Raw genomic sequence first — 23,518 nt, 5'->3', positions numbered from 1 at the left:
GTCGTCACTCCTCTTCACGCATGAACCACCACGACTACCTCTCCTCCCTCTTCGGCCTGCACGGCAAAGTTGCCGTCGTCATCGGCGGCACCGGCGAACTCTGCGGCGCGATGGCCGAAGGCCTCGCCGGCGCGGGCGCCGAAGTCGTCCTCGTCGGGCGCAACATCGACAAGGCCCAGGCGCGTCTCGACAAGATCGCCGCGGCCGGCGGCAAGGCGTGGTTCTACGCCGCCGAAGCCACCAGCAAGATCGAACTCGAGGGCTTGCGCGACGCCGTGATCGGCCGTTCCGGCCGCATCGACATCGTCGTCAACGGCGCGGGCGTGAACTCCGCCACGCCTTACTTCGACATCACCGAGGAGGAGTTCGATCGCATCGTGCGCGTGAACCTCAAGGGCGTTTTCCTCGGCTGCCAGGTCTTCGGCAAATACCTCGTCGATCGCGGCCAGGGTGGCTCGATCATCAACCTCGGCTCGATGTCCGGCGTCGTGCCGCTGTCGCGCGTCTTCACTTACTCCGCCACCAAGGGCGCTGTGCACAACCTCACGCTCAATCTCGCGCGCGAGTGGGCTCCGGCCAAGGTGCGCGTCAACGTCCTCGTCCCGGGCTTTTTCCCCGCCGAGCAAAACCGCAAGGTCCTCACGCCTGACCGCGTCGCGAACATCATGGGCCACACGCCGATGAAGCGCTTCGGCGAAGCCCGCGAACTCATCGGCGCGACGCTCCTCCTCGCCAGCGACGCCGCCGGCTCGTTCATCACCGGCGAGGAACTCATCGTCGACGGCGGCTACCACGCCATGACGATCTGAAACAGTAGCGAGTAGCGGGTAGTGAGTAGCGAGCATTCGCGAAAGCCACCCCTGCCAAACTCCGTTCGGTCCTACTCGCTACCCGCTACTCACTACTCCCGCCCCCCATGTCCATCAACACGTTCCTCCTCCAGAACAATCTCCGCATCGCGCAGAACCCGTGCGTGTCGCCCGACTTCTGCCTCGATTGGGCCGGGCTGCAGACCGATCTCCGCGCCGGCAAGGCCTGCGAATACGCCAAGAGTGCCTTCGCGACCGCCGCGGGCACGTGGACGCTGTGGGAGAACGCGCAGGGCGACTGCGCCTGGAAACTCGCCGGCTCCGGCGCGCCGCTCGCTGAGGGCGTTAAGATCGGCGATGCGACGTTCTTCCCCGCGACATTCGCGAATCTCCTCACGCTCAAGAATCTCATCCAGGAGCACGACGCGGGTTCGACGATCTTCCCGACGGCCGGCGCTAAGCTCGGTCAGAGCACGCTCGGCATCGGCGCGCGTTTCACGACGCTGCACTGGCCGGCGGTGGAGTGGGCGATGAGCGCCCTCGAAATCGGCCTCACCGCGAACCAAAACTCGATCCCGCGCGAACTCGTCTACGATGTCGACGCCATGCTCGAAGGCCGGCTCGATACCGTGCCGTTCCCCTTCATCGGCACCAACGTCCCCGAAGGGCACCAAGGCCAGAGCGTCGAGGGTATGAGCCACGGCTCCGTCCTCTCGAAGCTCAAGACCGGTTTCCATCGCCGTCGCGTCGCGTGGTCGTTCAACGCCGACCACCAGCCCATCGGTGGCAAGTTCGACGTCCGCGAAGACGCGCTCGTCAAAGGCTGCCTGCTCGCCAGCTACATCACCTTCGACCTCTCGCCCGAACTCGCGCTCAACCAGAAAGCCGACGCCACGCAGATCCCCGCCGACATCGTCGCGAAGACCCGCGCGCGCGTCGCCGCCGCCGGCCTGAAGCTCGATGACGCCGCGTTCACCGCGCTCCTCGCGACCGTCTGGACGCCGATGCAGAAGATGAAACGCCGCGACGAGAAATACGCCGCCGCGCGTGCCGCCGCGTTCACCACCGACGTCGGCCGCAAGTATCTCCGCGAACTCTCGATCGACGAGCTGCCCGGCCTCACCACGCCGGAAACCACGGCCATCATGCTCGCGCTCTGCGAAGTGCTCGGCATGCCGGTGAACTTCGTCGCCCCCGCTTTCGGCTTCCAGAAGAACACGCCGTATCCCGACAATGCCGCGCTCACGAAGCTCATCGAGGCACAGTGGAACGTCTGCCGGAAGTTCGGCGTCTCGATCGGGTTCCACTCCGGCTCCGGCAAGTCCGCAGAGAACTACCAAGTCATGGGCCGCGTCACCGGCAGTCATCTGGAGATCAAGACCTCCGGCCGCTACACCTATGAAATGGGCGTCGCGCTCTCGCAGTCGAAGAACGCCGCCGACGCGGCGCTCTGGCAGGAATGGTATCAATTCACGGTCGACATGGCCGTCGCCGGAGCGTTCAGCGCCGATCCCACGGAGCAGAAGATGGCCCGTGTGTTCGTCACGACTTCGCTCGCGGCCTGCGGCAAGTCCGTCGACGTCTTCGCTTCGCCCGCCACTTGCCGCGCCGCGCTCGCCGCGCTGCCGCCGTCCGCGGAGCACATGACGTTTTTCGAATACAACTTCCTCTACGTGCTCGCCGCCGACGGAAAACCCGAGAAGGCCGCGCTCGGCGACCACACGCCCGCCGGCTACCGCCAGCGCGCGCGGTTCTACGCCATCAGCCCCGAGGCGCGCCTGCTGTTCTCGAAGCGCATCGCCGCCTACATTCTGTTCCTCGCTGAAAACACCGGACTCGCCTCGCCGGAACGCTGTGCCGCCGCCGCGAAACTGCTCGCGAGCTACACGACGCTGGACGCGATGCTGAACGACATCAGCCGCTGACGGAGGAAACCACGAATGAACACCAATGGACACGAATCAGACGCGGGCGCGTTCTATTCGTGTTAATTCGTGTCTATTCGTGGTTGAGAAACTTTTCCCATGAAACCGTTCATTCACGACGACTTTCTTCTGCAAACCGCGACCGCGCGCGACCTCTACCACGCGTTCGCCAAGGACGAGCCGATTTTTGATTATCACTGCCACCTGTCACAGAAGCTGATCGCGGACAACCACTCGTTCGCCGATCTCTCCGAGATCTGGCTGGGCGGCGACCACTACAAGTGGCGCGCCATGCGCACCAACGGCGTGCAGGAACGCGTCTGCACCGGCGATGCGACACCGCGCGAGAAGTTCGATGCGTGGTGCGCCGCCGTCCCGCACACGCTGGGCAATCCGCTCTACCACTGGTCGCATCTCGAGCTGAAGCGCTACTTCGGCATCGACGAGATCATCAACCCGAAGAGCGCCGACGCCATCTGGCAGGCTGCGAACGCCAAACTCGCGAGCATGCGCGTGCACGACATCCTCGCCGCTAACAAGGTCGCCGTCATCTGCACGACCGACGATCCCGCCGACTCGCTCGCCGACCACGAGCGCATCAAGCAGCTCGGCCTCAAGACGCGCGTCTATCCGACCTTCCGCCCCGACAAGGCGCTCGGCGTGAACGCGCCCGCGGCCTACAACGCGTGGCTCGAACGCCTTGGTGGCGCCGCCGGCATGCCGGTCAAAACCTTCGACGATCTGCTGGCCGCGCTGAAGAAGCGCCATGACGACTTCCACGCCGTCGGTGGCCGCCTCTCGGACCACGGCATGGAGCAGGCGCTCGCCGAGCCGTGCACGCTTGCCGAGGCGAAATCGATTTTCGACGCCGCGCGCGCCGGTCGCGCCGCGACGCCGGAAGAGTGGGCGAAGTTCGGCTCGTTCCTCATGCTCGAGTTCGGCCGCTGGGACGCCGCGAAGGGCTGGACGAAGCAGCTGCACCTCGGCGCGCTGCGCAACAACAACACCCGCCTCCTCAAGCAACTCGGGCCCGACACGGGTTTCGACAGCATCGGCGACTTCCCGCAAGCGCGCGCGCTCAGCCGCTACCTCGACGCGCTCGATTCCACCGGCGAGCTGCCGCGCACCGTCCTCTACAACCTGAACCCGGCCGACAATTACGTCTTCGCGACGATGATCGGCAATTTCCAGGACGGCTCCGTCGCCGGTAAGATGCAGTTCGGTTCCGGCTGGTGGTTCCTCGACCAGAAGGAAGCGATGGAGTGGCAGATGAACGCGCTCATGAACCTCGGTCTGCTCAGCCGCTTCGTCGGCATGCTCACGGACTCGCGCTCGTTCCTCAGCTACACGCGTCACGAGTATTTCCGCCGCGTGCTCTGCAATCTGCTCGGCGGCATGGTCGAGCGTGGCGAAATCCCCGCGGATCGCGAGCTCGTCGGCGGCATGGTGAAGAACATCTGCTTCGCCAACGCTCGCGGCTACTTCCGCCTCGAACTCGATCCCGCTTTTCGCGCCTGAGCGCGTGACCGCGCGGCCTCGCGCGCCGTCTTTTTCCCCAATGAAATTGCTGTGCCTCGCCGCCGCTGTGGCGGCACCTCTCTTTGCGTTCGCGCAACCCGTTCGTCCGCTCCTGGTCGATCTCGATCGTCGCTCCGACGCGGCCTTCAGTGCGGAAGTCAAAAAGGCACTCGAGCTGCCGATCCGCACCATCGTCGACAAGCCGACGCCGTCGCCCACCGGCGACGCGCACGACTACGTCAGCTATGCGCGTTACTGGTGGCCGGATCCCGCGAAGCCCGACGGGTTGCCCTACGTGCGCCACGACGGTCACCACAACCGCGAGCGCGTGGAAGCAGGCGACAACAATCGCCTGTGGAAATTCACCGGCGCGGTGTCGACGCTCGCGCTCGCTTGGTCGAGGAACCACGACGAAGCCGCCGCCCGGCGCGCTGGCGAATGGTTGCGCGCCTGGTTCGCCACGCCGGCCACGCGCATGAATCCCTCTCTCGACTACGCGCAGGTCCGCCTGGGCCACGACGGCAATCGCGGCAGCTCTTCTGGCATCCTCGACGGCCGGCAGCTCGCGTGGGCCGCCGATGCGGTGCGTTTGCTCGCCGGCTCTCCCGCGCTCACCGCCGATGAATCGCGCGCGGTGCGCGCGTGGTTCGAGGACTACTATCGCTGGCTGCAGACCGCGAAGAACGCCCGCAAGGAGCACGCCGCCGAGAACAACCATGGCACGTGGTTCCTCGTCCAAGCCGCTGGCATCGCGCTCTACCTCGGCCGGGAGGACGACGCGCGACGGATTTTCGAAGAGAACAAGGCGCGCATCGCCGCGCAGTTCAAGCCCGACGGCAGCCAGCCCGAGGAACTCGCGCGGCAGGATGCGCTCGGCTACAGCCGCTTCAATCTCGAGGCGCAGCTCACGCTCGCGCGCTTGGCGCGCTCGGTGGGCATCGACCTCTGGCGTTACGAGGCGCCGAGCGGTGCGAGTCTCAAAAAGGGACTCGCCTACATCGCGCCCTACAACGCGGATCCGTCCAAGTGGCCGCACAGCCAGCTCGAGAAGTTCAAACCCGGCTTCCTCGATGAGGTGTTCGCTCTCGCGGCTGAATTGGAAAAGCCCTGAGGTGCGTCTTCAAAATGCCTTGTCATCGCGAGGCCCGCAGAGCGGGCCGTGGCGATCCAGTTGGATGTCATGCTGTCGCTTCGCTCGGTGGCTTCGTCGTCCTGCTCGGCGGGACTCCTTGCAGTGACAATTTGAAGGCGCGCTCTAGGTGTGAGTCGTCAGGACGTTGTCTGTCAGATTGAGCCTGGAGATGTGTGGCGACTCGCGTAACGAGGCGCGTGAAGCGGAGTTCGCGGTGGATGTGGGGAGGGAGGCGCGGCTTTCGCTCTGAGTCGCGTGATACTGGCGAACGGTGGGTTTCGTCGAAGCGGGCTTGCGCGGCGAGGCGAACCGCGCACGTTTCCCTTACCCTATGAAGAAATTCCTCACTGTCCTTCTCGCTGGCGCGGCCTGCCTCTTCGCATCCGCCGCCTTTGCTGCCGACTCCGCCCCGAAGACCGTTCTTCACGTCGTCACCGTGACGTGGAAAGCCGGCACCACTCCCGAACAGATCCAAGCCGCTCTCGATGGCGCGCAGGCCATCCCGGCAGCCTATCCGGGTGTGTTGCACGTTTGGACGAAGACCCTGAAACAGCAGGGCGAGCGCACCCACGTGATCGCGATGGAGTTCAAGGACGCCGACGCGCTGAAGAACTACACGAAGAGCCCCGCCCAAGAAGCGTGGTATAAGGTCTACCTGCCGATCCGCGACCACAGCACGACGTTCGACGTGACGAACTGAGCGTCGGTCTTCGCGTTCTTCCGATCTATTGACGGAGCAGCCGGACACGGTTGCTCCGTTTTTCTTTTTCGCCGCTCGAGAGGGCGCTCGCGTTGGGTCGCGCGGACTGCGGTTAGCGCGTGTTGTCGGCGGAAATCAGCTCGCGGACCGTGCCCGACTCATGCCCGGAGAGTTCCGCGCGCAGCTGCTCACAGTGAGAGTGCACCTTTTGTTCGAACTTCTGGAAGTTGAAGCTCGGATAGAGGCCCTCGCGCAGGATCGTCCACTCCTCCGTTTGCTCCAAGGCAGGCATCGATTCCGGCAGCGGGTCGCCGGACGTGCCGACCTCGTTCCAGCGGCACAGATGGCGCGACAGCGAGATGATCGCCACGAGCGGCTGGTCCTCGCGCGCCTCGGCGGGATGTTCGATCCAGCGCAGGACGTTCTTGAAGCGGCGCGAGAGGCCGAACTGCTCCGCGAACGCGGTGGCGAGCTGCGGCGTGGTTCCGCCGAGGAAGAGTTTCTCCACTTCGCGCAGCGGCTGGCGATGGATGCGGGCGTGTTCGAGCACCGCTTGAAATCCGGCGGGGCGGAGGCGAGCCAGCAGCATGAGGCCGAGGTCGTGCATCTGCCCGGCGGTGCGCGCGGTGGCTTCGAGGCTGTAGAATTCGAGTTCCTTGCAGAGCAGCTGAGCGACGCGCGCCACGGCGCGCTGGAATGTCCAATAGCTCGCCCAACTCAGCGCGGGCTCCAGGCTAAAAGTGCGGCTGTCGATCACGACCAGCCGGCGCGCCTCCTCCTGCAGACGCATCTCTCCGAGCTGGCCGATGGCGAGGCGGGCATCCTCGATGCGATTGAATTCCTCGGCTGAGGGATGCGCGCGGTTGGCGGCGACCAGCATCTGCGCCGTCAGGCCCGGATCGCGCGCGACGAGGTCCATCAGCGGATTGATGCACGATGGATGGCCGTTCGCGATCATCTGGAAACCGGCCACGGCGGAATCGATCACCGGCGCGCCGGGCAGCGCGAGGGCTTCGCGGACCAATTGAGTCCAGTCCACGACCGGACAGCGGCCTTCACCTGGGGCGGCGAGCCAGGCGCGGCGTTCGCGTTCGAGCGCTGGATTGGTGGGCGTGGGTTCCTCCCCCGCGATGAAGTCAGGGCAGAGCCGGCGGGCGTCGATCCAGTGCGAGATGAGTTCGCCGGCGAATTCGATCTGCGCCAGATCCGCTTGGACCGGCAGCCATTGCCCGGCTGAGGTGTGATCCGTGAGCTGGTTCAGCACCTCAACGAGTCCCCACGCGCCCGCGGCCTCGCCTTGCTCGCGGAGCGCTTGCACGGCCGCGGCGACGATGTGGTGGTCGCGCAAGGCCGTGCCTCTTTCCACCTCGGTGCGGATGAGCGGCACGGCGTCGCGCAGCGCGGCCAGCTTTTGGCCAAGCTCGGCCGGCGTGATACCGACGAGTCGGCAGAAGGCCTTTTCCTCCTCGAAGTGCGAGGCGCGCCACGGTGTGGCGACGGCTTTCTCGATCTCCTTGAAGATGTCGTCGTCGTTATAGGGTTTGATGAGGAAATTCTGGACGTGCAGCTCGATGGCGCGCTTCACGCTGTCCCGGTCGGGGTGCTCCGTGTAGATCACCACGGGCAGCGAACTGAGCAGGCGGTCGGCTTTGAGCTGGCGCACGAGGGCGAGGCCGCCGTCGCCTTTGAGCCGCAATTCCGCGAAGATCAGGTCCACGCGCACGTTGCGGCGCAGGAGGGCGAACGCTTCCGGGATGCTGTTCGCCGCCGCGAAGCGATGGCCTCCCCGGGCGAGAATGCCTTGCATGGCTTTTCTCGCCACGTCGTTAGGGTCGACCAGTAGGACGTTGGCCATTGGGGACAGGAGGGAAACGCGGAGGCGCTCGGCGAGCGAGCGCCTCAACGATGCCGTCCCAATCGGCTCGTTGGGAGCGAAATTGAGGCGATTCCTCCCGCGGACGCCGGCCGGGCTCCATCTAGGGCGCGAGGCAAGGTGTTGTGCGGATTATCGGTCCGCTGACGGCTTCGAAAGGTAGGTCCGCCCGGGAAAATGCGGGTCCGAATTTCAGTTCTTGCGCACGTCCGGGAGATGGCCCAAGTTGCCGGCCGATTTTGCTCCGGTGCGGTAGCCAAGTGGTAAGGCCGAGCTCTGCAAAAGCTCTATTCGGCGGTTCGATTCCGCCCCGCACCTCCACTCTGGATCGTTGATCCCGAAGAGTTTGAGCGGCGGGCAGTGGCTCAGACGCTCGCCGGCACGGGTTGTTTAACCCGGACCACGAAGAAGAATTTCGAACCGAGGTTCGGCGTGCTTTCGACCCAGATGGTGCCGCCCATCAGCTCGGTGAGGCGTTTGCAGATGATGAGGCCGAGCCCGGTGCCGCCGTAGCGCCGCGCGGTGCCCGCGTCGGCTTGGGCGTAGGCCTTGAAGAGGCGGGCGGCTTGTTCGGCCGAAATGCCGATGCCGGTGTCGTGGATCGTGAAGCGCAGCAGCAAGGTGTCGGAAAGGTCGTCGGGCGCGACGGCTTCGAGCTGGATGGTCACTCCGCCGCGCTTGGTGAACTTCACGGCGTTGCCCACCAGATTGATCAGAATCTGGCGCAGGCGGTAGACGTCGCCGCTGACGATGGCGGGCACGTCGGGCGCGACGCGGGTCTCGAGGCCGAGCGAGGCGGCGGCGGCTTTCGGGCGGAAGAACGCGACGACTTCCTCGATGCAGGTGCGGGGCGAAAACGGCTCGTTCTCCAACTCGATCTTGCCGGCTTCGATCTTGGAGAAGTCGAGAATGTCGTTGATGAGGAAGAGCAGCGAGTCGCCGCTGTTGCGGATCAGCGTGACGTATTCGCGTTGTTCGGCGGTGAGGTTCGCGCCGTCGAGGAGATTGGCAAAGCCGATGACGCCGCTGATGGGGTTGCGGATCTCGTGGCTGACGATGGCGAGGAACTCGCCCTTGGCGCGGTTGGCGGCTTCGGCGGCGTCCTTGGCGCGGAGCAGTGCGACCTCGGCCATCTTGCGGGCGGTGATGTCGTGCGCGACGGCCTGATATTCGACGATGCGGTGATCGTTGTCGTAGATCTCGCGCACGATCCACTGCAGCCACGTGGTGCTGGTCGCGCCCTTGATCTCCTGCTCGTAGGTTTGGATGGCGGGATCGCTGTTCCAGGGGATTTTGCTGCTCGTGGCCATGCCCGCGAAGGGCTGGCCGATCAACTCGCTGCGTTTGCGGCCGTAGAAGCGGCAGTAGGCGCCGTTGACGAAGGTGAGCGTGCCGTCGGGTTTGTAGCGGCAGATGAGGTCGAACTGATCCTCGACGATGCCGCGGTAGCTCGCCTCCACGCGCTGGAGCGAGCGCGCCATACGCTCGATCTGACGGGCGAGGCCGATGATTTCATCGTGACCGACCTCGTCCTCCTTCGTCGGCTCATCGATGGCGGCATCCGGCTGGATCGCCTTCGCCTGCGAGCCGAGCGCGCGCAACCGCGTGACCATCGTGCGATCCCACAGGTAGCCGCTCAGCACGAGCAGCACGCACCCGATGATGGCGAGGGACAGGACGTAGTAGTTCGTCCCGAGTTTTTCCCGCAGGTCATCTTGCAGGATGATCCCGGCGAGCGCCGAAATCAGGGCAATGACCAAACTGAGAACCATCCATGACTTGCGCTGCTGTTGCATGCGGGGGTGCGCGGCCAAGCTAGCGGGAACGGCGCGCTGGTGTCTAATTGTTTTTCTTGGCGCTTGGAGTTTCGGCGGAGGAGGGCGCGAGTTGCGCGAGCGGAGGCAGCACGCGCAACGCGGGCCAGATCAGCGCGGCGGCAATCGTGACCGCGATGGTGCCCGCGCCACCGGCCGACCCGGCGAGAACCGGTCCGAACAGGGCGGCCATCAGTCCGGCGCGGAGAGCGGAAATCTCGTTCGAGCAGCCGATGAACAATTGGTTCACGGACGTCACGCGGCCGCGCAGCGCGTCCGGCGTCAGGAGTTGCACGACGGAGTGGCGGATCACGACGCTGACGTTGTCGAACGCGCCGCTCAGGAACAACGCGACGAGCGAGAGCCAGAGCGAAGTCGAAAGCGAGAAGAGCGTGACCGCGGCGCCGAAACCCGCGACGGACCAGAGCATGACGATCCCGGGCCGCGCAAACGGCCGGCGATGCGCGACGACGAAGGCCATCGTGATGGCTCCGAGTGACGGCGCGGCTCGCAGCCAGCCGAGCACGGCGGGGCCGACGTGAAGAATCTCATCCGCGTAGATCGGCAGCAGCGCGATGGCTCCGCCGAGGACCACAGCGAACAGGTCGAGCGCGAGGGCGCCGAGAATCGGCGGGTGGCGCCAGATGAATCGCGCGCCGGCGAACATGCCGGGCGCCGCCGGGCGTTGCGCGTCGGTGGTGCGCGGCGGCAATTGCACGCCCATGAGCGCGAACACGAGGGCGAGCGCGCAGAGGACGTCGAAGGCGTAGACGAACGTGTAGCTCGAGAACGCCACGATGGCACCGCCGAGCGCGGGACCGATCACGGTGGAAAGTTCGAAGAGGCTCGAACTCCACGTCACGGCGTTGCTCAGCGCGGCGGCGGGCACGAGCTGCGGCACGATCGCTCCGCGCGCCGGTCCGGCGACGACGCGCACGATGGCGTGCAGGAAGAGGAGCGTGTAGACGATCGGCAGCGCGGGATTGGTGAAGTTCAGCGTCGCAGGATCGGCGTGGCGTTCGAACAGGAGCGCCACCGCGCGGAGAGCGTGGTTGGCGGAGTCGAGTGCGGCGCTGGGCGGGATCGCGTCGTGGAGCTGGGTCACGACGGCGAGCGCGAGCGAGAGGACCGCTGAACCAAGCAGACAGCGCGAAATGATCCGCCGCCGATCGACGCGGTCGGCCCACACGCCGGCCGGCAGCACGAACACGAGCAGCGGCACGACGTTCACGAGACCGACGAGCCCCAGCGCCGTTGCGGAGTGCGTCCATTGGTAGATTTGCCACGTGGCGGCGACGCTGACGGCCTGGCGTCCGACGTTGGCGAGGAAATTGCCGACCAGAAACCTCCGGTAACCGGCGTGGCGGAGGGCGGAGTAGGGATCGCGGAGCGGCTCGGTCATGGCCGGGCCGGAAGAGCGTGAGCGGTCACACCCTACTCGTGGCGCGGCGGAGCACGGCGTTCAAGCTTTCGGGTGTGAACGGCTTTTGCAGGAAGTCGGTGAACTCGCGCACGTCGCCGCGCGCGCGGGCCTCGTGTTCGCTGTAGCCGCTGACAAGGACGCACGGCAATTCGGCGCGGATGCGCCGCAGCTCGCGCAACGTCTGCAGGCCGTCCTTGCCCGGCATGGTGAGATAGAGGAGGGCGGCGGTGAACCGCTCCGGCTCTGCGGTGAAGGCGGCGAGCGCTTCGTCGCCATCGGCGGTGACGACCGGCGTGAAGCCGAGGCGGCTCAGCACTTCGGCGAAAAGCGGGCGGAGCGCTTCGTCGTCGTCGGCAACGAGAATGACTCCCGTCGACGCGCCGCGGTCGCGCGTCGGCGGCTTCGGGGGCGGCGCGGCCGACGCCGTGGCGGGGAGGTAGACGCGGAAAGTGGAGCCGCGGTCGGGTTCGCTGTGGACCGTGAGTGCGCCGCGGTGGGAGCGCACGATGCCGAGGACGGCGGCGAGGCCGAGGCCGCGCCCGGTGAATTTCGTCGTGAAGAACGGATCGAAGATGCGCGCGCGAACCTCGGGCGACATACCGCAGCCGTTGTCGGCCACCTCGAGGCAGGCGTAGATGCCGGCGGCGAGGTCGGGCGACGGCAGGGCGTCCGCCAGTTCGCCGCGCACGAGATCGACGCGCGACGTCGTGAGGCGGATGCGACCGCCTTTTTTCGCGATGGCCTCGGAGGCGTTCAGCACGAGGTTCATGATGACCTGCTGCAATTGCGACGGATCGCCTTCGACGAGCGGGAGGTCCTTCGCGAGCGCGAAGTCGAGCGCGGCCTGGCGCTGCGCGGAGAGTTCCAAGAGATGCACGGTGTCGCGCGCGATGGAGTTGAGCGACAATTGCTCGATCGTGAACGCGCCTTTGCCGGCGTAGGCGAGGAGTTGCCGGCAGAGATCGGCCGCGCGATTGGACGCTTGCTTGATCTTCTCCACGTGGCCGGCGGTCGCGGGCGAGGCGCGCTCGTCGAGTTCGACGAGGGAAGCGTTGCCGAGGATGACGGTGAGGAGGTTGTTGAAATCGTGCGCGATGCCGCCGGCGAGGACGCCGAGGCTCTCGAGGCGCTGGGTCTCCTGCATCTTGCGCTGCAGGCTCTCGGCCTCCTGCTCGGCGAGTTTGCGGGACGTGATGTCGGTGTGCGTGCCGGCGATGCGGAGCGGCTCGTGCGTGTGCGGGTCGCGCGCGACGACCTTGCCGCGGTCGAGGATCCACTTCCAACCGCCGTCCTTGGTGCGCAAGCGGAGTTCGATGGTGAAGTGATCCTGGCCGCGCCAGAATTCGGACTCGGAGGCTACGCAACGCTCGCGGTCGTCGGGATGGACGATGCCGGAGAAGCCGGCGTGGTCGGGCGGGATATCGTCGGCCGTGTAGCCGAGCATGGAATACCAACGCGGGCTGCGGAGGATTTCGCCGGTGCGCACGTTCCAGTCCCAGAATCCGTCCTGGCTGCCTTCGAGCACGAGCGAGAGGCGCTCCTCGCTGAGACGCAGCGCTTCGGCCTGCCGGGCAACTTGCAGCAGCATCCGGCGTTGCCACGCGAAGGCGAAAAGGATCAGGCCGAGCGAGACGACGAAGGGAGCCGCGTAGGGGCGCAGGTCACGCCAGCCGAGTTCGCGCGGGCGGAGTGGGCCGATCCATCGTTCGTAGAGGCGGTCGTAGTGATCGTGGCGCTCGACGGTCAGCAGGCCCTCGTTGAGTTCGGCCAGGAGTTGCGGGTTGGCGGGCGAGACACCGAAGTGCTCGCGATAGTCGAGATCGGGAAACTCGAGCTTCGAGCGCACGATGTTGGTGAGCCCGCGGCGCCGCATGATGTCGGCGGCGACGAGGTCGGTGGAAAAGACGGCGTCGGCGCGTCCTTGGTCGAGCGCGGTGATGCAATCGAGGAGCGAGGGCTCGAACGCGAATTCGACGCGCCACGGGCTGCGTTTCAGGAAGTCGTGCGCTCGCGAGTCGCGCGGCACGGCAATGCGGAGGCCGTTGATGTCGCTGTAGTCGTAGAGCGGCGCGTGGTCCTTGCGCAGGAAAAGCGCGCCCTTGAGCGTGGCCGTGGTGCTGCTGAACGCGATGAAGGAGTGGCGATCCGGCGTGTCGACGATGTTGCAGATGATGTCGATTTCGCCGCGACGGAATTTGGGAAGCATCTCGCTCCACGGCGTCGTGACGAATTCGATCTCGAGTCCGCGCTCCGCGGCGACGGCGCGGAGCAATTCGACGGCGAAGCCGGTGGGCCGACCCTGATCGTCGGCAAAGGTGAACGGCGCGGCTCCGAGTTCGACCCCGGCGCGCCAGCGGCGTTTGGCCGGTGGCGCGGATTCATCGGCGCGCAAAAGACCGATCACGCCGGCGCACAAAAGGCACCACGCGACGAGCCGGACGCGGCGGAGGGGCAAACGGGGCATCAGAGGGTTCCTACCTATATCGGACAGGAACCGGGTCGCCGGACCGGCTCAAGTCTCTTTCCGGCAGCTAGTGCGCCAGCTCATCGAGCGAAGAACGGATTGTAGCGACGTTCCTGGGTGAGCGTCGTCAACGGGCCGTGGCCGCAGGCCAGCACGGTATCGGAGGGCAGGCGGAAGATCTTTTCGCGGTCGTTGCGGAGCTGGTCGGCGTAGTGCTCGGGGCTGCCGCCGGCCGAGGCGGCGAACAGCGAGTCGCCGACGATCGCGAGCGGCCAGGAGAGGCCGGTGACATAGAACGTCGTCTGGCCGGGCGAGTGGCCCCAGGTGAGCAGCGTTTTCACGGCGAGTTCGCCGAGGTGAAAGTGGGCGTTCTCGGTAAACGTGCGGGCGCCGGGGAAGGCGACCGGCTCGCGGTCGCTCGACCAGATTTCCGCGGCGGGGGCGGCGGCGGCGAGTTGCGGCAACGCGGCGATGTGGTCCTCGTGCGTGTGGGTGACGAAAATGTAGCGGAGGGTGAGCTTCTCGCTCGCGATGGTGTCGATCATCGCACTGGCGTCGGCGCCGGTGTCGAACGCCGCGGCGAGGCGCGTGCGCGTGTCCCACGCGAGGTAGCTGTTCACCGTCATGTCCTCGTGCGGCGTGTTGAACATCGCGAAGCCGCGGGGGAAGACCGGTTGTTGCGGATACCATTCCTTGCGGGCGAGAGTGAGCAGGGCGGCGCCGTTGAGCTGGAGGGCGCGGGCGATGGCGCGGAGCGGGTGGTCGCGGATTTCGCCTTTCTTGAGGGCGGCAAACTCGGCGGCGGTGATGCCGGCCTTGGCGACGAGGTCGGCGTCGGAGAGGTGGAGGCCGCGTTGGGCTTTACCCAGCACGTCGGTGAAATTGTCCTCGAGAGGGATGCGCGGCATGGAGGCACGTTCGCGGCGGCGGCGCGGCGGCGCAAGCGGACATTGGCGTGGCTCGGTGCTGCGACGGCCCGCTTGCGCGGAGGGGAGGGGCACATTCTGCTTTCCAGAGAATGAATAGGGGGCTCACCCTATTCCGGAGATTGACGCTGCGGGGCCGAGCCACATCGTGAGCACCATGAGCCCCAAGTCACTTCTGTTTGCCGCGTTGGTTTTCCCGGTTGCGTTGATGGCGGCCGATCAGCCGAAGGTGACGGCGTTCGAGCGCTCGCAGGGCTGGCGTTTGCTCGATGCGAGCGACTGGCACGGCTATCGGGCCAACAAGCTGCCGACGAATTGGCAGGCGCGCGACGGCTCGTTCTTCGGCGCGGCTGGTGCGGCGCTGGTGACGAACGATGCGTTTGCGGATTTCGAACTGACGTTCGACTGGAAGGTCGCCGAGGGCGGCAAGGGCGCGGTGTATTTCCGGGTGTTCGAGGACGAAGCGTCGCCGGAGAAATCCGGGCCGGTGATGCAGCTGGCCGGGCACGGCGACGTGCTCGGTGGAAACGGCCTGAGTGCGCCCGACCGGAAGATTCCGCCGCAGTTCGACGTGTGGTATCGCTGCAAGATCGTGGTGTTCGGCAACTCGGTCGAATACTGGATCAACGGCGAGAAGGTGATGAGCTACATGCTCGACACGCCAGATTGGCGCAAAGCGATCGCGGCGAGCGCGAATCCGTCCGTGGCGAAGTTCGTCGCCGAGCGGAGTGGCCGGGTGGCCGTTGCAGGCGAAAGCATCGAGCTGCGGAACGTGAAGGTGCGCGCGATCTGAAAGTGTCATGAAAAATAAAGGCGAATCGCTCCCAGAGCTGGTGCGCTACAACACAGTGAAGGCATTCTTGGATGGGCGCGGTTTTCAATTTTTCGCATTACCGCCGTGGACCCCATATTCAGAGTTCGCCACGAAGAAGCAGAAATTACGTCTTTGGACGGAGGGATTTCAGGACGAGGCGTTTCTCGAATGCTTGAGCAAAGAGCAGGCTTCGTTGGTAATTGATCGGCTAGTCGCGAAAAAGCGGTAGCAGACCGGACTACACCCGTGTTTCGCAAAACCACTTCCGAGCCGCGTTCGCTGTAGCGGCGGCGAAAACAAACAGGCGGCGCCTTTTGAGGGGCCGCCGCCTGTTGGACACACACACTAAACAAACCTGATTATTACTTCGGCGCAGTGATGCTGATATTTAGCTTTTCCAGCGTGACGCCGAGCTGCCGGTCGTATTCGGCGATCGCCCGACGGTAGTCGGCTTCGGCGCGGAGTTCGCTGACTTCCGTGCTGGCAACGATTTCCTGCTCCTGGGAAACGAAGAACGTGCTGCTGCTGCCCGCGCGGAGGCGCTTTTGTTCGTCCTCGAGGACCTTTTGGGCGAGTTCGCGGGCCTGACGGGCGGCGGCGACGCGCTGGCGGGTGGTCTCGATATTCGCGGCGGCGTTGCCGACGGAGACGACGATGTTCTGCTCGATTTGCTCGAGATCGATCTCGGCCTGGCGCTTGGCGAACTTCGCCTGGCGGTAGCGGCCGCGTTCGGCGGCGAAGGTGAACGGGATGGTGACCTGCACGCCGTAGCTGAAGGAGCGGAAGTCCTCGTTGCGGACCATGCGCTGGGCAGTCTCGCGGTTGGCGTCGAGGCCGTTGTAGCCGTAGCTGCCGACGAGGTCGACGCGCGGCAGGAGCTGGTTGCGCTGGTATTTGTAGGAGATGTCGGAGCGCTTGAGGTTGAGCTTCGCCTGCTGGTAGTCGGGGCGTTTCTTGAGGGCTTCCTGAAAATCGAGGGCGGGATTGACGAGCGCGACGGGCAGCGTCGTAAGCGGCTCGATTTCGATTTTCCAATCGAGGAGCTTCACGCTGCGCTCGTCGGAGATGAGGGCCTTGAGGGCGTTCTCGGCTTCGCGGACGCCACGCTCGGCGGAGAAGATGTTCTCCTCGCGCATGGCAACGCGCGCGCGGGCGGAAGTGACGTCGTATTCGGACATCGCGCCGACCTTGAAGCGCTTTTGATTCTCTTCGAGCAGCGTCGCGGCGACTTCGCGGAAGCGCAGCGCGGTGCGGAGGTTCGACTGCGCGAAGCTCAGCTCGTAGTAGGCGAACGTGACGCGGGTGATCGTATCGATGACCGATTGGCGGAACTGCCATTCGGAAATATCGCGGCCGGCCATCGCGATGCGGATCTGGGCGGTGGTCGCGCCGAAGCCGAAACCGCGCAACAGCGGCTGGCGGGCCGAGACGCCGGCAAAGGTGTCGAACGCGTCCGCGTAGCCGTTGAACGTGCCGCGCGCATTGGTCTGCGTGGCACCGAGCGAGTAGGTGAGGCCCCACGGCATCGTGCCGCCGACGGCGAGTTCGTAGCTGTCGGTCTTGTCGGTGGTGAAATTGCGCAGGCCGGTCGACGAGTTGAAGGTCTGCAGCGGATTCTCGTTTTCCCCGTAGGTGTATTTGCCCGTGAGCTGGGGATCGAAGATGCCGAATTGCTCCAGCACGCGCGCGCGGGCGATCGAGACGTCGAGCGCGTCGGATTGGATCGTGTAATTCTTCGCCACGGCGCGGCGGATGGCGTCGTCGAGCGTCAGCTTCTCACGGATCGGCCCCGGAGTGCTGGCGGGCGTGGCGTCGTTGGCGTTTTGCGCGAGCGCGACGACGAACGGAGCGAGGAAAAGAAAAAGGGCGAATGGGCGCCGAAGCTGGAGCATGAGAGGGGCGGTGAGTCGGTCAGCTTTTGCACCCGGCATGCCAGCGGACTTGTTTATTTCAAATCGCTTGTGGTCAACGACTAGAGAGCACGGCAGGCAGGTGCGGCGGATGACGCTCGGCCGGGGGCGGGATTCGGGTTTCCCGAAAATGGGAAGCTCGACGCGCGGCGGAAGTCAGCGGACGAGTCCGAGTTCGTAGCGCTCCGTGCGCGTGCCGCCGGATTTGTCAGGACCGGAAAGGACGATGACGAGGCGGTCGTGCGATTCGCGCGCGTAGTCGAATTGCTGCGGCCAATCGTGCGCGCGGTTGGCGAAGGTCGCGCGGCGGGCGGTGCGATCGAAGGCGACGAGCGGGAAGGAGTCCGCGCTGCGCTTGCCGGCGGGATGCGGCGTGAGCGTGAGCACGCCGTCTTTCAGCGCGAAGTGTTCGAGATCGAAGAACACGCAGCGGCCGTCCGCGTTGAACTCCTTGCTGGTGCCGAGAACGACGCCGCCGTCCGGCGGAGTGTAGGTGGTCTCGATCGTGCGGCCCGCCGGCGTGGGGCCGCGCCAAGTGCCCGCGAGCCAGCCGAGGTCGGCGACACCGACGGCGGTGTCCTGCGCGACTGGGCTCGCGGCATCCGCGGCATCCGCGGCGTTCGCGGCGGGCGTCGGCGGAGCGACGAACGCGACGAGCGCGACAAACGCGGCGAGGGCGATCGCGGGCGCGCGGGTCATTCCCAGCCGATTTGGCGGCCCTGGTTTTGTTCTTCGAGCCACTTCAGGAGCGGCGCGTAGTATTCCACCATCGCACGGGTTGAGAGTTCCTCACCGGTCGCCTCGCGCAGCACCTTGCGCCAGTCTTCGGTTTGGCCTTTTTCCATGATCGAGCGGAGGAAGTCGCCGACCTGTTTGTTGCCGGCGTAATTGCAGGACTGCGGGGGCTGATGCAGGATGTGTTTGGCGATGTAGTCGTGGAGCTGGAATTTGAAGACCTGCGCGATCGCGTAGCTGTAGTAGTAGGCCGGCGTGTCGTTGATGTGCGTCTTCGTCGCGGCGTCGCACCATTCCTCGCCGCGCTCGGCGGGCGGCTCGACGCCCTGGAAATTGCGCACGTGGTCCCACCAGCGCTTGTTCCACTCCGATTCGGGGAGGTTATGCGCGTAGATGTCGGCTTCCCAGTGCGTCATCACGCCGGAGGCCCAGAAAATGAAAGGCACGCCGGGAGCGAGGGCGTTGTTGAGGAGGAAGGCGTTTTCGTCCGCCTGGAAATTCGCGGGCAGCACGCCGAGGGATTTCAGGTAGGGCACCTGCGAGGCGGCGAGGGCGGTGAGTTCGCCGAAGCCCTCGTGGAAGGCGGGATTCGCGCCGTTGCGCAACAGCGCGGGCACTTCGGGCCGCGTGTAGCTCATGAAGTAGTAGATGTGTCCGAATTCGTGGTGGTTGGTCGTGAACCACCACGGATTGGCCTCGATGCTTTGGAGCGAGCGGAGGTCGCGATCGAGGTCGACGTGCCAGGCGGAGGCGTGCGTGTTCTTCTTCCGCGTGCCGCCGGCGGCGACGGGGTAGAGGTCGGATTTTTTCCAGAAACTCTCCGGCAGTTTCGAGAAGCCGAGGCCGACGTAGAATTGCTCGGAAGCTTTCGCGACCCACTCGGGCGTGCGGTCCTTGAAGTAGGGCTCGAGGTTCGCGGCCTCGACCATGCCGTCCCACTCCTGCGCCCAGCGGTTGTTGATCCAATGCGCCGGAATGCGCTTCGGCACGGGCTGGTGATACTTCTCGGCGAGCTTGTATTTCACCCACGTGTGCAGGTGGAGATAGAGCGGGCGGAGCACGCGCATGAACTCGTCGTTCAGCTGCACCATCTCCTCGGTCGACATGCCGTAGCCGGCGACTTGGAGCGCGAAGTAGTCGTTAAAGCCGAGCTCGCGCGCGACGCCGTTGCGCAGATCGCGCAGCTTGACGAGGCCGGGCTTCAACGCCTGGCCGGATTCCTTCGAGGCTTCCCACACCGCCTGGCGCTCGGCAAGGTCGGTGCTGCTTTGGAGAAGGTTGTCGATTTCGTTTACCGAGATCGGCTTTCCGCGCAGCTTGAATTCAAAACCGTTCAACGTGGATGCCTGCGCGGTCTCCGCGGCGATGCGCGCGCGCGTGAGATCGGGGTTCGTCATCGGGCCTTCGGCCGACAGCAGCAGCAGGCGCTCGAGTTGGCGGACGGTGAGTTCGCTGAGATCCTTGCGCTCGAGCAGGAGCGCGCGGGTTTCCTTGATCAGGGCGGGATTCCCCATGAAAGCGGCGCGCGCCTTGCCGGCGACTTCGGACGCGGCGTCGTGCACCGGCGAGACGTCGGTCGCGGCATCCCACTGGGCGTTGCTCTCGACGGTGGAGAGCGCCTGGTAGGACGCGTTGACGAGCGCGAGGAAACGATCCGCGCGTTCCTGCGTGGGGTTCGTGTCGGCGTGCATGACCGCCGCGCTGGCGAAGAGCGCGGCCAGACTGAGCCAGAGGTTGGAGCGAGGCATGGCGCGAGCGTAGTGCGCGCGGTGAACTGCTCAATTTGAATCCGGCGCGCTGGTCCTTCGACGCGAGTTTTTCGTGGCCACGGTCGCCCGCCGACGCCAAGAAAACCCCCATGCGGATCTATTTCATGGGCGTGTGCGGGACGGCGATGGGCAACGCGGCGCTGCTGGCGCGCGCCAACGGCCACGAAGTGCTCGGTGCCGACGCCGGCATCTACCCGCCGATGAGCACGGTGCTCGCCGAGGCGGGCATCGAGTTGCACGAAGGCTACGACCCCGCGCGCCTCGAACGGCTGAAACCCGACCTGGTCGTCGTCGGCAACGCGATGACCCGCGGCAACGCCGAGGTCGAGTGGTTGCTCGACACGCGTGCGATCCCCTTCACGTCGCTGCCGGCCCTGCTCGCGGAATTCGTTCTGAAGGGACGAAAGAACATCGTCATCGCCGGCACGCACGGGAAGACGACGACGACTGCGATCACGGCGTTCCTGCTGCGCGAGAACGGCGGCGATCCGGGCTTCCTGATCGGCGGCGTGCCGCAGGATCCGCCGATGGGCAGCCATCTCGGCAGCGCGACCGATCCTTTTGTGATCGAGGGCGACGAATACGACAGCGCGTTTTTCGACAAGCGCAGCAAGTTCATTCACTACGCGCCGCACATCGCGGTGATGAACAACCTCGAGTTCGACCACGCCGACATCTTCGACGACCTCAGCGACGTGAAACGGACGTTTTACCACCTCGCGCGCATCGTGCCGCGCAACGGCTGGATCGTGCTGAACGGCGACGATGCGAACCTCGCGGCGCTGCCGGAGTTCAAGTGGACGCGGGTCGTGCGCGTCGGTGTGGGAGAGAATTGCGACGTGCGCATCGAGCAATTTTCCGAGTCACCCGAAGGCGCGACTTTCACGCTGACTTGGAAAGGCGCGAAGTGGACCGAGGTGCGTTGGACGCAGCCGGGCCTCTACAACGCGCGCAATGCCGCGATGGCGGCGACGGCGGCGCAGCTCAGCCTCGCCGTCGTGCCGGTCGGCGAGGCGGTCCCGGAGAATGTGGCCTATTACGCCACAAAGGGTGCGGCGCTGAAACTCGACGCGCTCGCACGCTACCGCGGTGTGAAACGCCGGCAGCAGCTGTTGCTGGACACGCCGGCGCTGAAGGTGATCGAGGATTTCGGCCACCACCCAACCGCGGTGGGCGAGGCGCTGACGAGTTTCCGTGCGCGCTTTCCCGGGCATGTGATCCACGCGGCGTTCGAGCCGCGCAGCAACACCTCGCGCCGGCGCGTGATGCTCGACGCGTTCAAGGACGCGCTGGCGCGCGCCGACCACGTTTACCTCGGGCCGGTCGCGCGCGCGCATTTGCTGAAACCCGAGGAGCGTTTCGACCACGACGCGCTCATCGCGCATCTGGCGACGCTCGGCGTGCGCGGCTGCACGGCGCCGAGCAATGCGGATTTGTTGGACAAGCTCGTCGCAGCGACGCACGCCGAGAGGCCGAGGCCGCAGCTCGTGGTGTTCTTCACGAACGGGTCATTCGACGGCATCATCATCGGCTTCGTGAAACGGGCGCCGGCTGTGGAAAGGTAGGGCGAGTCGTCCCGACGAGCCGGGGTGCGATGAACCGACACACACCGCAGCGGCGCACTCTGCATCACACGCCCCCAGCTTGGGTCGCTGGAGGTTCGGTGTTCTTCGTCACGATTTGCGCGCAGAAGCGCGGCATGAACTCGCTTTGCCGCGAACCGGCCGGAACGCGCCTGCTCGATTCTGCGATCTTCTATCACGAACGTGGAGAATGGTGGCTCAAGCTGGTCCTGCTGATGCCGGACCATTTGCATATGTTGGTTGCATTTCCGCGCGACGGGGAGATGGCGACCGTTGTCCGCGTTTGGAAAGCCTATCAATCGCGAACACTAGGAGTGAAATGGCAGACTGGTTTTTTCGATCACCGGCTGCGTTCGGATGAGTCTGAGGAACAAAAGGCGGAATACATCCGGTTGAATCCGGTGCGAGCTGGCATGGTGGAGCGCCCGGTAGACTGGCCGTGGGTGTGGCCGGTGCCGCGGGTGGACGACGGCTCGTCGGGGACGACTCGCCCTACCTGAAGCGGAATCGCATCGCCTGGATTTCTGCGACGTTCTTCAGCTCACTGCGCCTGTTTCGCGACTTTGTAGACGACCGGCTCCTCGCCCTTGGCGACGGCGAGCAGGTCGTAGTCGTGAAAGGAGTTGATCGTGACGTCCACGAACGCGCCGACGGACAGGCTCTTCGGGACGTAGACGCGGCCGTCGATGTCGGGCGCGTCGGCTTCGCCGCGGGCGACGCCGGGTTCCTCGACGAGGACGCGGAGCTTTCGGCCGACGTAGCGCTTGGAGACTTCGCGGGCGATCTCCTGCTGGAGCGCCATGAGTTTGTGCCACCGGGCTTCCTTCACCTTGGCGGGAATCTGCTCGGCCATCTTCGCGGCGCGCGTGCCTTCCTCCTGCGAGTAGCGGAACACACCCAGGCGCTCGAATTTGGTCTCGCGGATGAATTGGCAAAGCTCGTCGACGTCGGCATCGGTTTCGCCAGGGAAGCCGACGATGAACGTCGTGCGGACCGCGATGCCGGGGATGCCGGCGCGGATGCGGCGGATGAGGTCTCGAATGTAGTCGCCGCTCGTCTCGCGCTGCATCAGGCCGAGCATGTGGTCGCTGATGTGCTGGAGCGGGATGTCGATGTAGCGCGCGACCTTCGGGCACTCGGCGATGGTCTTGATCAACTCATCCGACCAATGCGCGGGGTGCGTGTAGAGCAGGCGAATCCAGAAGTCGCCTTCGATGGCGTTGAGCTCGCGGAGGAGAGTGGTGAGAGCGGTGCCGCGCGAGGAATCGACGGGAGTGCGCGGATTCGGGCGCTGTTCCCAGGTATCCATCCCGAAGAAGGTCGTGTCCTGGGAGATCAGGTTGATCTCCTTCACGCCTTCCTTCACGAGCTGACGGACCTCGGCGACGACGCTCGCGACGGTGCGGCTGCGGTGGCGGCCGCGGATCTGCGGGATGATGCAGAAGGTGCACGGGTGGTTGCAGCCTTCGGCGATCTTGACGTAGGCAAAATGTTTCGGCGTGAGTCGGAAGCGCGGCGTATCGTAGTCGGGAATCCAGGTCGATTTGCCCGCGACGTAATCGGCGGGCAGGTCCTTCTTGCCGCGCTCCTTCGCGTATATCTCCTCGATGATCGGCGCGACTTTGGTGACTTGGTCGAGGCCGATGAAGGCGTCGACCTCGTGGAGTTCGCCCTTCAAGTCCTTCGAGAAGCGCTGCGACATGCAGCCGGCGACGATCAGCTTCTGTTCCTTGCGGCGCTTGCGCATGCCGCGCTGCTGATTGATCTCTAGGATGTGGCCGATGGATTCCTCCTTCGAGGAATCGATGAACGAGCACGTGTTGACGATCACGACGTCGGCCTTGTCCGCCTCCGGGATGACTTGCATGCCGGCCTGGTGCAGGTGGCCGACCATGATCTCGCTATCGACGAGATTCTTCGCGCAACCGAGGGAGATGAGGCTGACCTTGATCGACATAAATGAAATGCGCCCGCGACTGCGGGCGCGAGAGGCTGGGCGTTGTGCGCCGGGTTACTTCTTCTTCGCCTTGGCTTTGCTGGCGGCGTTCTTGCGCTTCAAGTAAGCGACGCGGCGTTTCTTTTTGATGACCTTGTTGTATTGTTTGCCCATGGTGTTGAGTGAT

The 23,518-nt window shown here is 65.3% G+C and carries 18 protein-coding genes and 1 tRNA gene; 10 read left to right on the top strand and 9 right to left on the bottom strand.

What is annotated here, in order from left to right; genetic code table 11:
* Positions 1 to 20: 20 nt before the first annotated feature.
* From HZA32_15360 to HZA32_15340, 5 genes are all read left to right on the top strand, one after another.
* Positions 21 to 809, top strand: coding sequence for an SDR family oxidoreductase (locus HZA32_15360; protein MBI5425456.1), 789 nt, complete (start codon positions 21 to 23; stop codon positions 807 to 809).
* A gap of 107 nt (positions 810 to 916) precedes the next feature.
* The gene (locus HZA32_15355; protein MBI5425455.1) at positions 917 to 2,734 is read left to right on the top strand and encodes a hypothetical protein; all 1,818 of its coding nucleotides are present in this window, start codon (positions 917 to 919) and stop codon (positions 2,732 to 2,734) included.
* Between the two features lie 99 nt (positions 2,735 to 2,833).
* The gene (gene uxaC / locus HZA32_15350; protein MBI5425454.1) at positions 2,834 to 4,252 is read left to right on the top strand and encodes a glucuronate isomerase; all 1,419 of its coding nucleotides are present in this window, start codon (positions 2,834 to 2,836) and stop codon (positions 4,250 to 4,252) included.
* A 40-nt stretch (positions 4,253 to 4,292) separates the two neighbouring features.
* Positions 4,293 to 5,363 (top strand): alginate lyase family protein, encoded by a 1,071-nt coding sequence (locus HZA32_15345; GenBank protein MBI5425453.1) that lies wholly within the window; start codon positions 4,293 to 4,295, stop codon positions 5,361 to 5,363.
* Between the two features lie 352 nt (positions 5,364 to 5,715).
* Entirely contained in the window at positions 5,716 to 6,084 is a 369-nt protein-coding gene (locus tag HZA32_15340; protein ID MBI5425452.1) for a Dabb family protein, read from the top strand.
* Between the two features lie 112 nt (positions 6,085 to 6,196).
* Here the strand turns inward: HZA32_15340 and HZA32_15335 are convergent, their stop codons facing one another.
* On the bottom strand, positions 6,197 to 7,939 hold the full coding sequence (locus HZA32_15335; GenBank protein MBI5425451.1) for an HDOD domain-containing protein: 1,743 nt from the start codon (positions 7,937 to 7,939) through the stop codon (positions 6,197 to 6,199).
* 264 nt (positions 7,940 to 8,203) lie between these two features.
* Between HZA32_15335 and HZA32_15330 the strand changes: the two genes are divergently transcribed.
* A tRNA-Cys gene (locus HZA32_15330) sits at positions 8,204 to 8,278 on the top strand.
* 44 nt (positions 8,279 to 8,322) lie between these two features.
* Here the strand turns inward: HZA32_15330 and HZA32_15325 are convergent.
* From HZA32_15325 to HZA32_15310, 4 genes are all read right to left on the bottom strand, one after another.
* Positions 8,323 to 9,729: a PAS domain S-box protein gene (locus HZA32_15325; GenBank protein ID MBI5425450.1), complete on the bottom strand. Its 1,407-nt coding sequence runs from the start codon at positions 9,727 to 9,729 to the stop codon at positions 8,323 to 8,325.
* A 67-nt stretch (positions 9,730 to 9,796) separates the two neighbouring features.
* Positions 9,797 to 11,173 (bottom strand): MFS transporter, encoded by a 1,377-nt coding sequence (locus HZA32_15320; protein MBI5425449.1) that lies wholly within the window; start codon positions 11,171 to 11,173, stop codon positions 9,797 to 9,799.
* Positions 11,174 to 11,198: 25 nt separating this feature from the next.
* Positions 11,199 to 13,658, bottom strand: a complete 2,460-nt coding sequence (locus tag HZA32_15315; GenBank protein MBI5425448.1) for a transporter substrate-binding domain-containing protein — start codon at positions 13,656 to 13,658, stop codon at positions 11,199 to 11,201.
* 80 nt (positions 13,659 to 13,738) lie between these two features.
* Entirely contained in the window at positions 13,739 to 14,566 is an 828-nt protein-coding gene (locus tag HZA32_15310; GenBank protein ID MBI5425447.1) for an MBL fold metallo-hydrolase, read from the bottom strand.
* A 175-nt stretch (positions 14,567 to 14,741) separates the two neighbouring features.
* On the opposite strand from HZA32_15310, the gene HZA32_15305 reads away from it, so the two are divergent.
* Complete coding sequence (locus HZA32_15305) at positions 14,742 to 15,377, top strand: DUF1080 domain-containing protein (GenBank protein MBI5425446.1); 636 nt, start codon at positions 14,742 to 14,744, stop codon at positions 15,375 to 15,377.
* 7 nt (positions 15,378 to 15,384) lie between these two features.
* Complete coding sequence (locus tag HZA32_15300) at positions 15,385 to 15,627, top strand: hypothetical protein (GenBank protein MBI5425445.1); 243 nt, start codon at positions 15,385 to 15,387, stop codon at positions 15,625 to 15,627.
* 133 nt (positions 15,628 to 15,760) lie between these two features.
* Here the strand turns inward: HZA32_15300 and HZA32_15295 are convergent, their stop codons facing one another.
* The 3 genes from HZA32_15295 to HZA32_15285 all read right to left on the bottom strand — a co-directional run bounded on the left by HZA32_15295 (position 15,761) and on the right by HZA32_15285 (position 19,791).
* The gene (locus HZA32_15295) at positions 15,761 to 17,290 is read right to left on the bottom strand and encodes a TolC family protein (protein ID MBI5425444.1); all 1,530 of its coding nucleotides are present in this window, start codon (positions 17,288 to 17,290) and stop codon (positions 15,761 to 15,763) included.
* Between the two features lie 174 nt (positions 17,291 to 17,464).
* Positions 17,465 to 18,007, bottom strand: a complete 543-nt coding sequence (locus HZA32_15290; protein ID MBI5425443.1) for a hypothetical protein — start codon at positions 18,005 to 18,007, stop codon at positions 17,465 to 17,467.
* Positions 18,004 to 19,791 carry a M2 family metallopeptidase gene (locus tag HZA32_15285; GenBank protein ID MBI5425442.1) on the bottom strand — a complete coding sequence of 596 codons (1,788 nt, stop codon included), beginning with the start codon at positions 19,789 to 19,791 and terminating at the stop codon, positions 18,004 to 18,006. The genes HZA32_15290 and HZA32_15285 overlap by 4 nt, the downstream gene beginning before the upstream one ends.
* A gap of 110 nt (positions 19,792 to 19,901) precedes the next feature.
* On the opposite strand from HZA32_15285, the gene HZA32_15280 reads away from it, so the two are divergent.
* Both HZA32_15280 and HZA32_15275 read left to right on the top strand, forming a co-directional pair.
* A complete protein-coding gene (locus HZA32_15280; protein ID MBI5425441.1) occupies positions 19,902 to 21,377 on the top strand; it encodes a Mur ligase in 1,476 nt (491 codons plus the stop codon).
* 98 nt (positions 21,378 to 21,475) lie between these two features.
* Positions 21,476 to 21,895 (top strand): transposase, encoded by a 420-nt coding sequence (locus HZA32_15275; GenBank protein ID MBI5425440.1) that lies wholly within the window; start codon positions 21,476 to 21,478, stop codon positions 21,893 to 21,895.
* A 41-nt stretch (positions 21,896 to 21,936) separates the two neighbouring features.
* Here the strand turns inward: HZA32_15275 and rimO are convergent, their stop codons facing one another.
* On the bottom strand, positions 21,937 to 23,352 hold the full coding sequence (gene rimO, locus HZA32_15270) for a 30S ribosomal protein S12 methylthiotransferase RimO (protein MBI5425439.1): 1,416 nt from the start codon (positions 23,350 to 23,352) through the stop codon (positions 21,937 to 21,939).
* Between the last annotated feature and the right edge of the window lie 166 nt (positions 23,353 to 23,518).

Source organism: Opitutia bacterium (assembly GCA_016217545.1).
Classification (GTDB): Bacteria; Verrucomicrobiota; Verrucomicrobiia; order Opitutales; family Opitutaceae; genus Didemnitutus.
Note: the sequence above shows the minus strand (reverse complement) of the source record. Positions and strands in the feature narration are given on the sequence as shown.

Excerpts from the sequence above, each read along its gene's own strand:
- HZA32_15360 (MBI5425456.1), top strand. The coding sequence starts at position 21 with ATGAACCACCACGACTACCTCTCCTCCCTCTTCGGCCTGCACGGCAAA.
- HZA32_15355 (MBI5425455.1), top strand. The coding sequence starts at position 917 with ATGTCCATCAACACGTTCCTCCTCCAGAACAATCTCCGCATCGCGCAG.
- uxaC (MBI5425454.1), top strand. The coding sequence starts at position 2,834 with ATGAAACCGTTCATTCACGACGACTTTCTTCTGCAAACCGCGACCGCG.
- HZA32_15345 (MBI5425453.1), top strand. The coding sequence starts at position 4,293 with ATGAAATTGCTGTGCCTCGCCGCCGCTGTGGCGGCACCTCTCTTTGCG.
- HZA32_15340 (MBI5425452.1), top strand. The coding sequence starts at position 5,716 with ATGAAGAAATTCCTCACTGTCCTTCTCGCTGGCGCGGCCTGCCTCTTC.
- HZA32_15335 (MBI5425451.1), bottom strand. The coding sequence starts at position 7,939 with ATGGCCAACGTCCTACTGGTCGACCCTAACGACGTGGCGAGAAAAGCC.
- HZA32_15325 (MBI5425450.1), bottom strand. The coding sequence starts at position 9,729 with ATGGTTCTCAGTTTGGTCATTGCCCTGATTTCGGCGCTCGCCGGGATC.
- HZA32_15320 (MBI5425449.1), bottom strand. The coding sequence starts at position 11,173 with ATGACCGAGCCGCTCCGCGATCCCTACTCCGCCCTCCGCCACGCCGGT.
- HZA32_15315 (MBI5425448.1), bottom strand. The coding sequence starts at position 13,658 with ATGCCCCGTTTGCCCCTCCGCCGCGTCCGGCTCGTCGCGTGGTGCCTT.
- HZA32_15310 (MBI5425447.1), bottom strand. The coding sequence starts at position 14,566 with ATGCCGCGCATCCCTCTCGAGGACAATTTCACCGACGTGCTGGGTAAA.
- HZA32_15305 (MBI5425446.1), top strand. The coding sequence starts at position 14,742 with ATGAGCCCCAAGTCACTTCTGTTTGCCGCGTTGGTTTTCCCGGTTGCG.
- HZA32_15300 (MBI5425445.1), top strand. The coding sequence starts at position 15,385 with ATGAAAAATAAAGGCGAATCGCTCCCAGAGCTGGTGCGCTACAACACA.
- HZA32_15295 (MBI5425444.1), bottom strand. The coding sequence starts at position 17,290 with ATGCTCCAGCTTCGGCGCCCATTCGCCCTTTTTCTTTTCCTCGCTCCG.
- HZA32_15290 (MBI5425443.1), bottom strand. The coding sequence starts at position 18,007 with ATGACCCGCGCGCCCGCGATCGCCCTCGCCGCGTTTGTCGCGCTCGTC.
- HZA32_15285 (MBI5425442.1), bottom strand. The coding sequence starts at position 19,791 with ATGCCTCGCTCCAACCTCTGGCTCAGTCTGGCCGCGCTCTTCGCCAGC.
- HZA32_15280 (MBI5425441.1), top strand. The coding sequence starts at position 19,902 with ATGCGGATCTATTTCATGGGCGTGTGCGGGACGGCGATGGGCAACGCG.
- rimO (MBI5425439.1), bottom strand. The coding sequence starts at position 23,352 with ATGTCGATCAAGGTCAGCCTCATCTCCCTCGGTTGCGCGAAGAATCTC.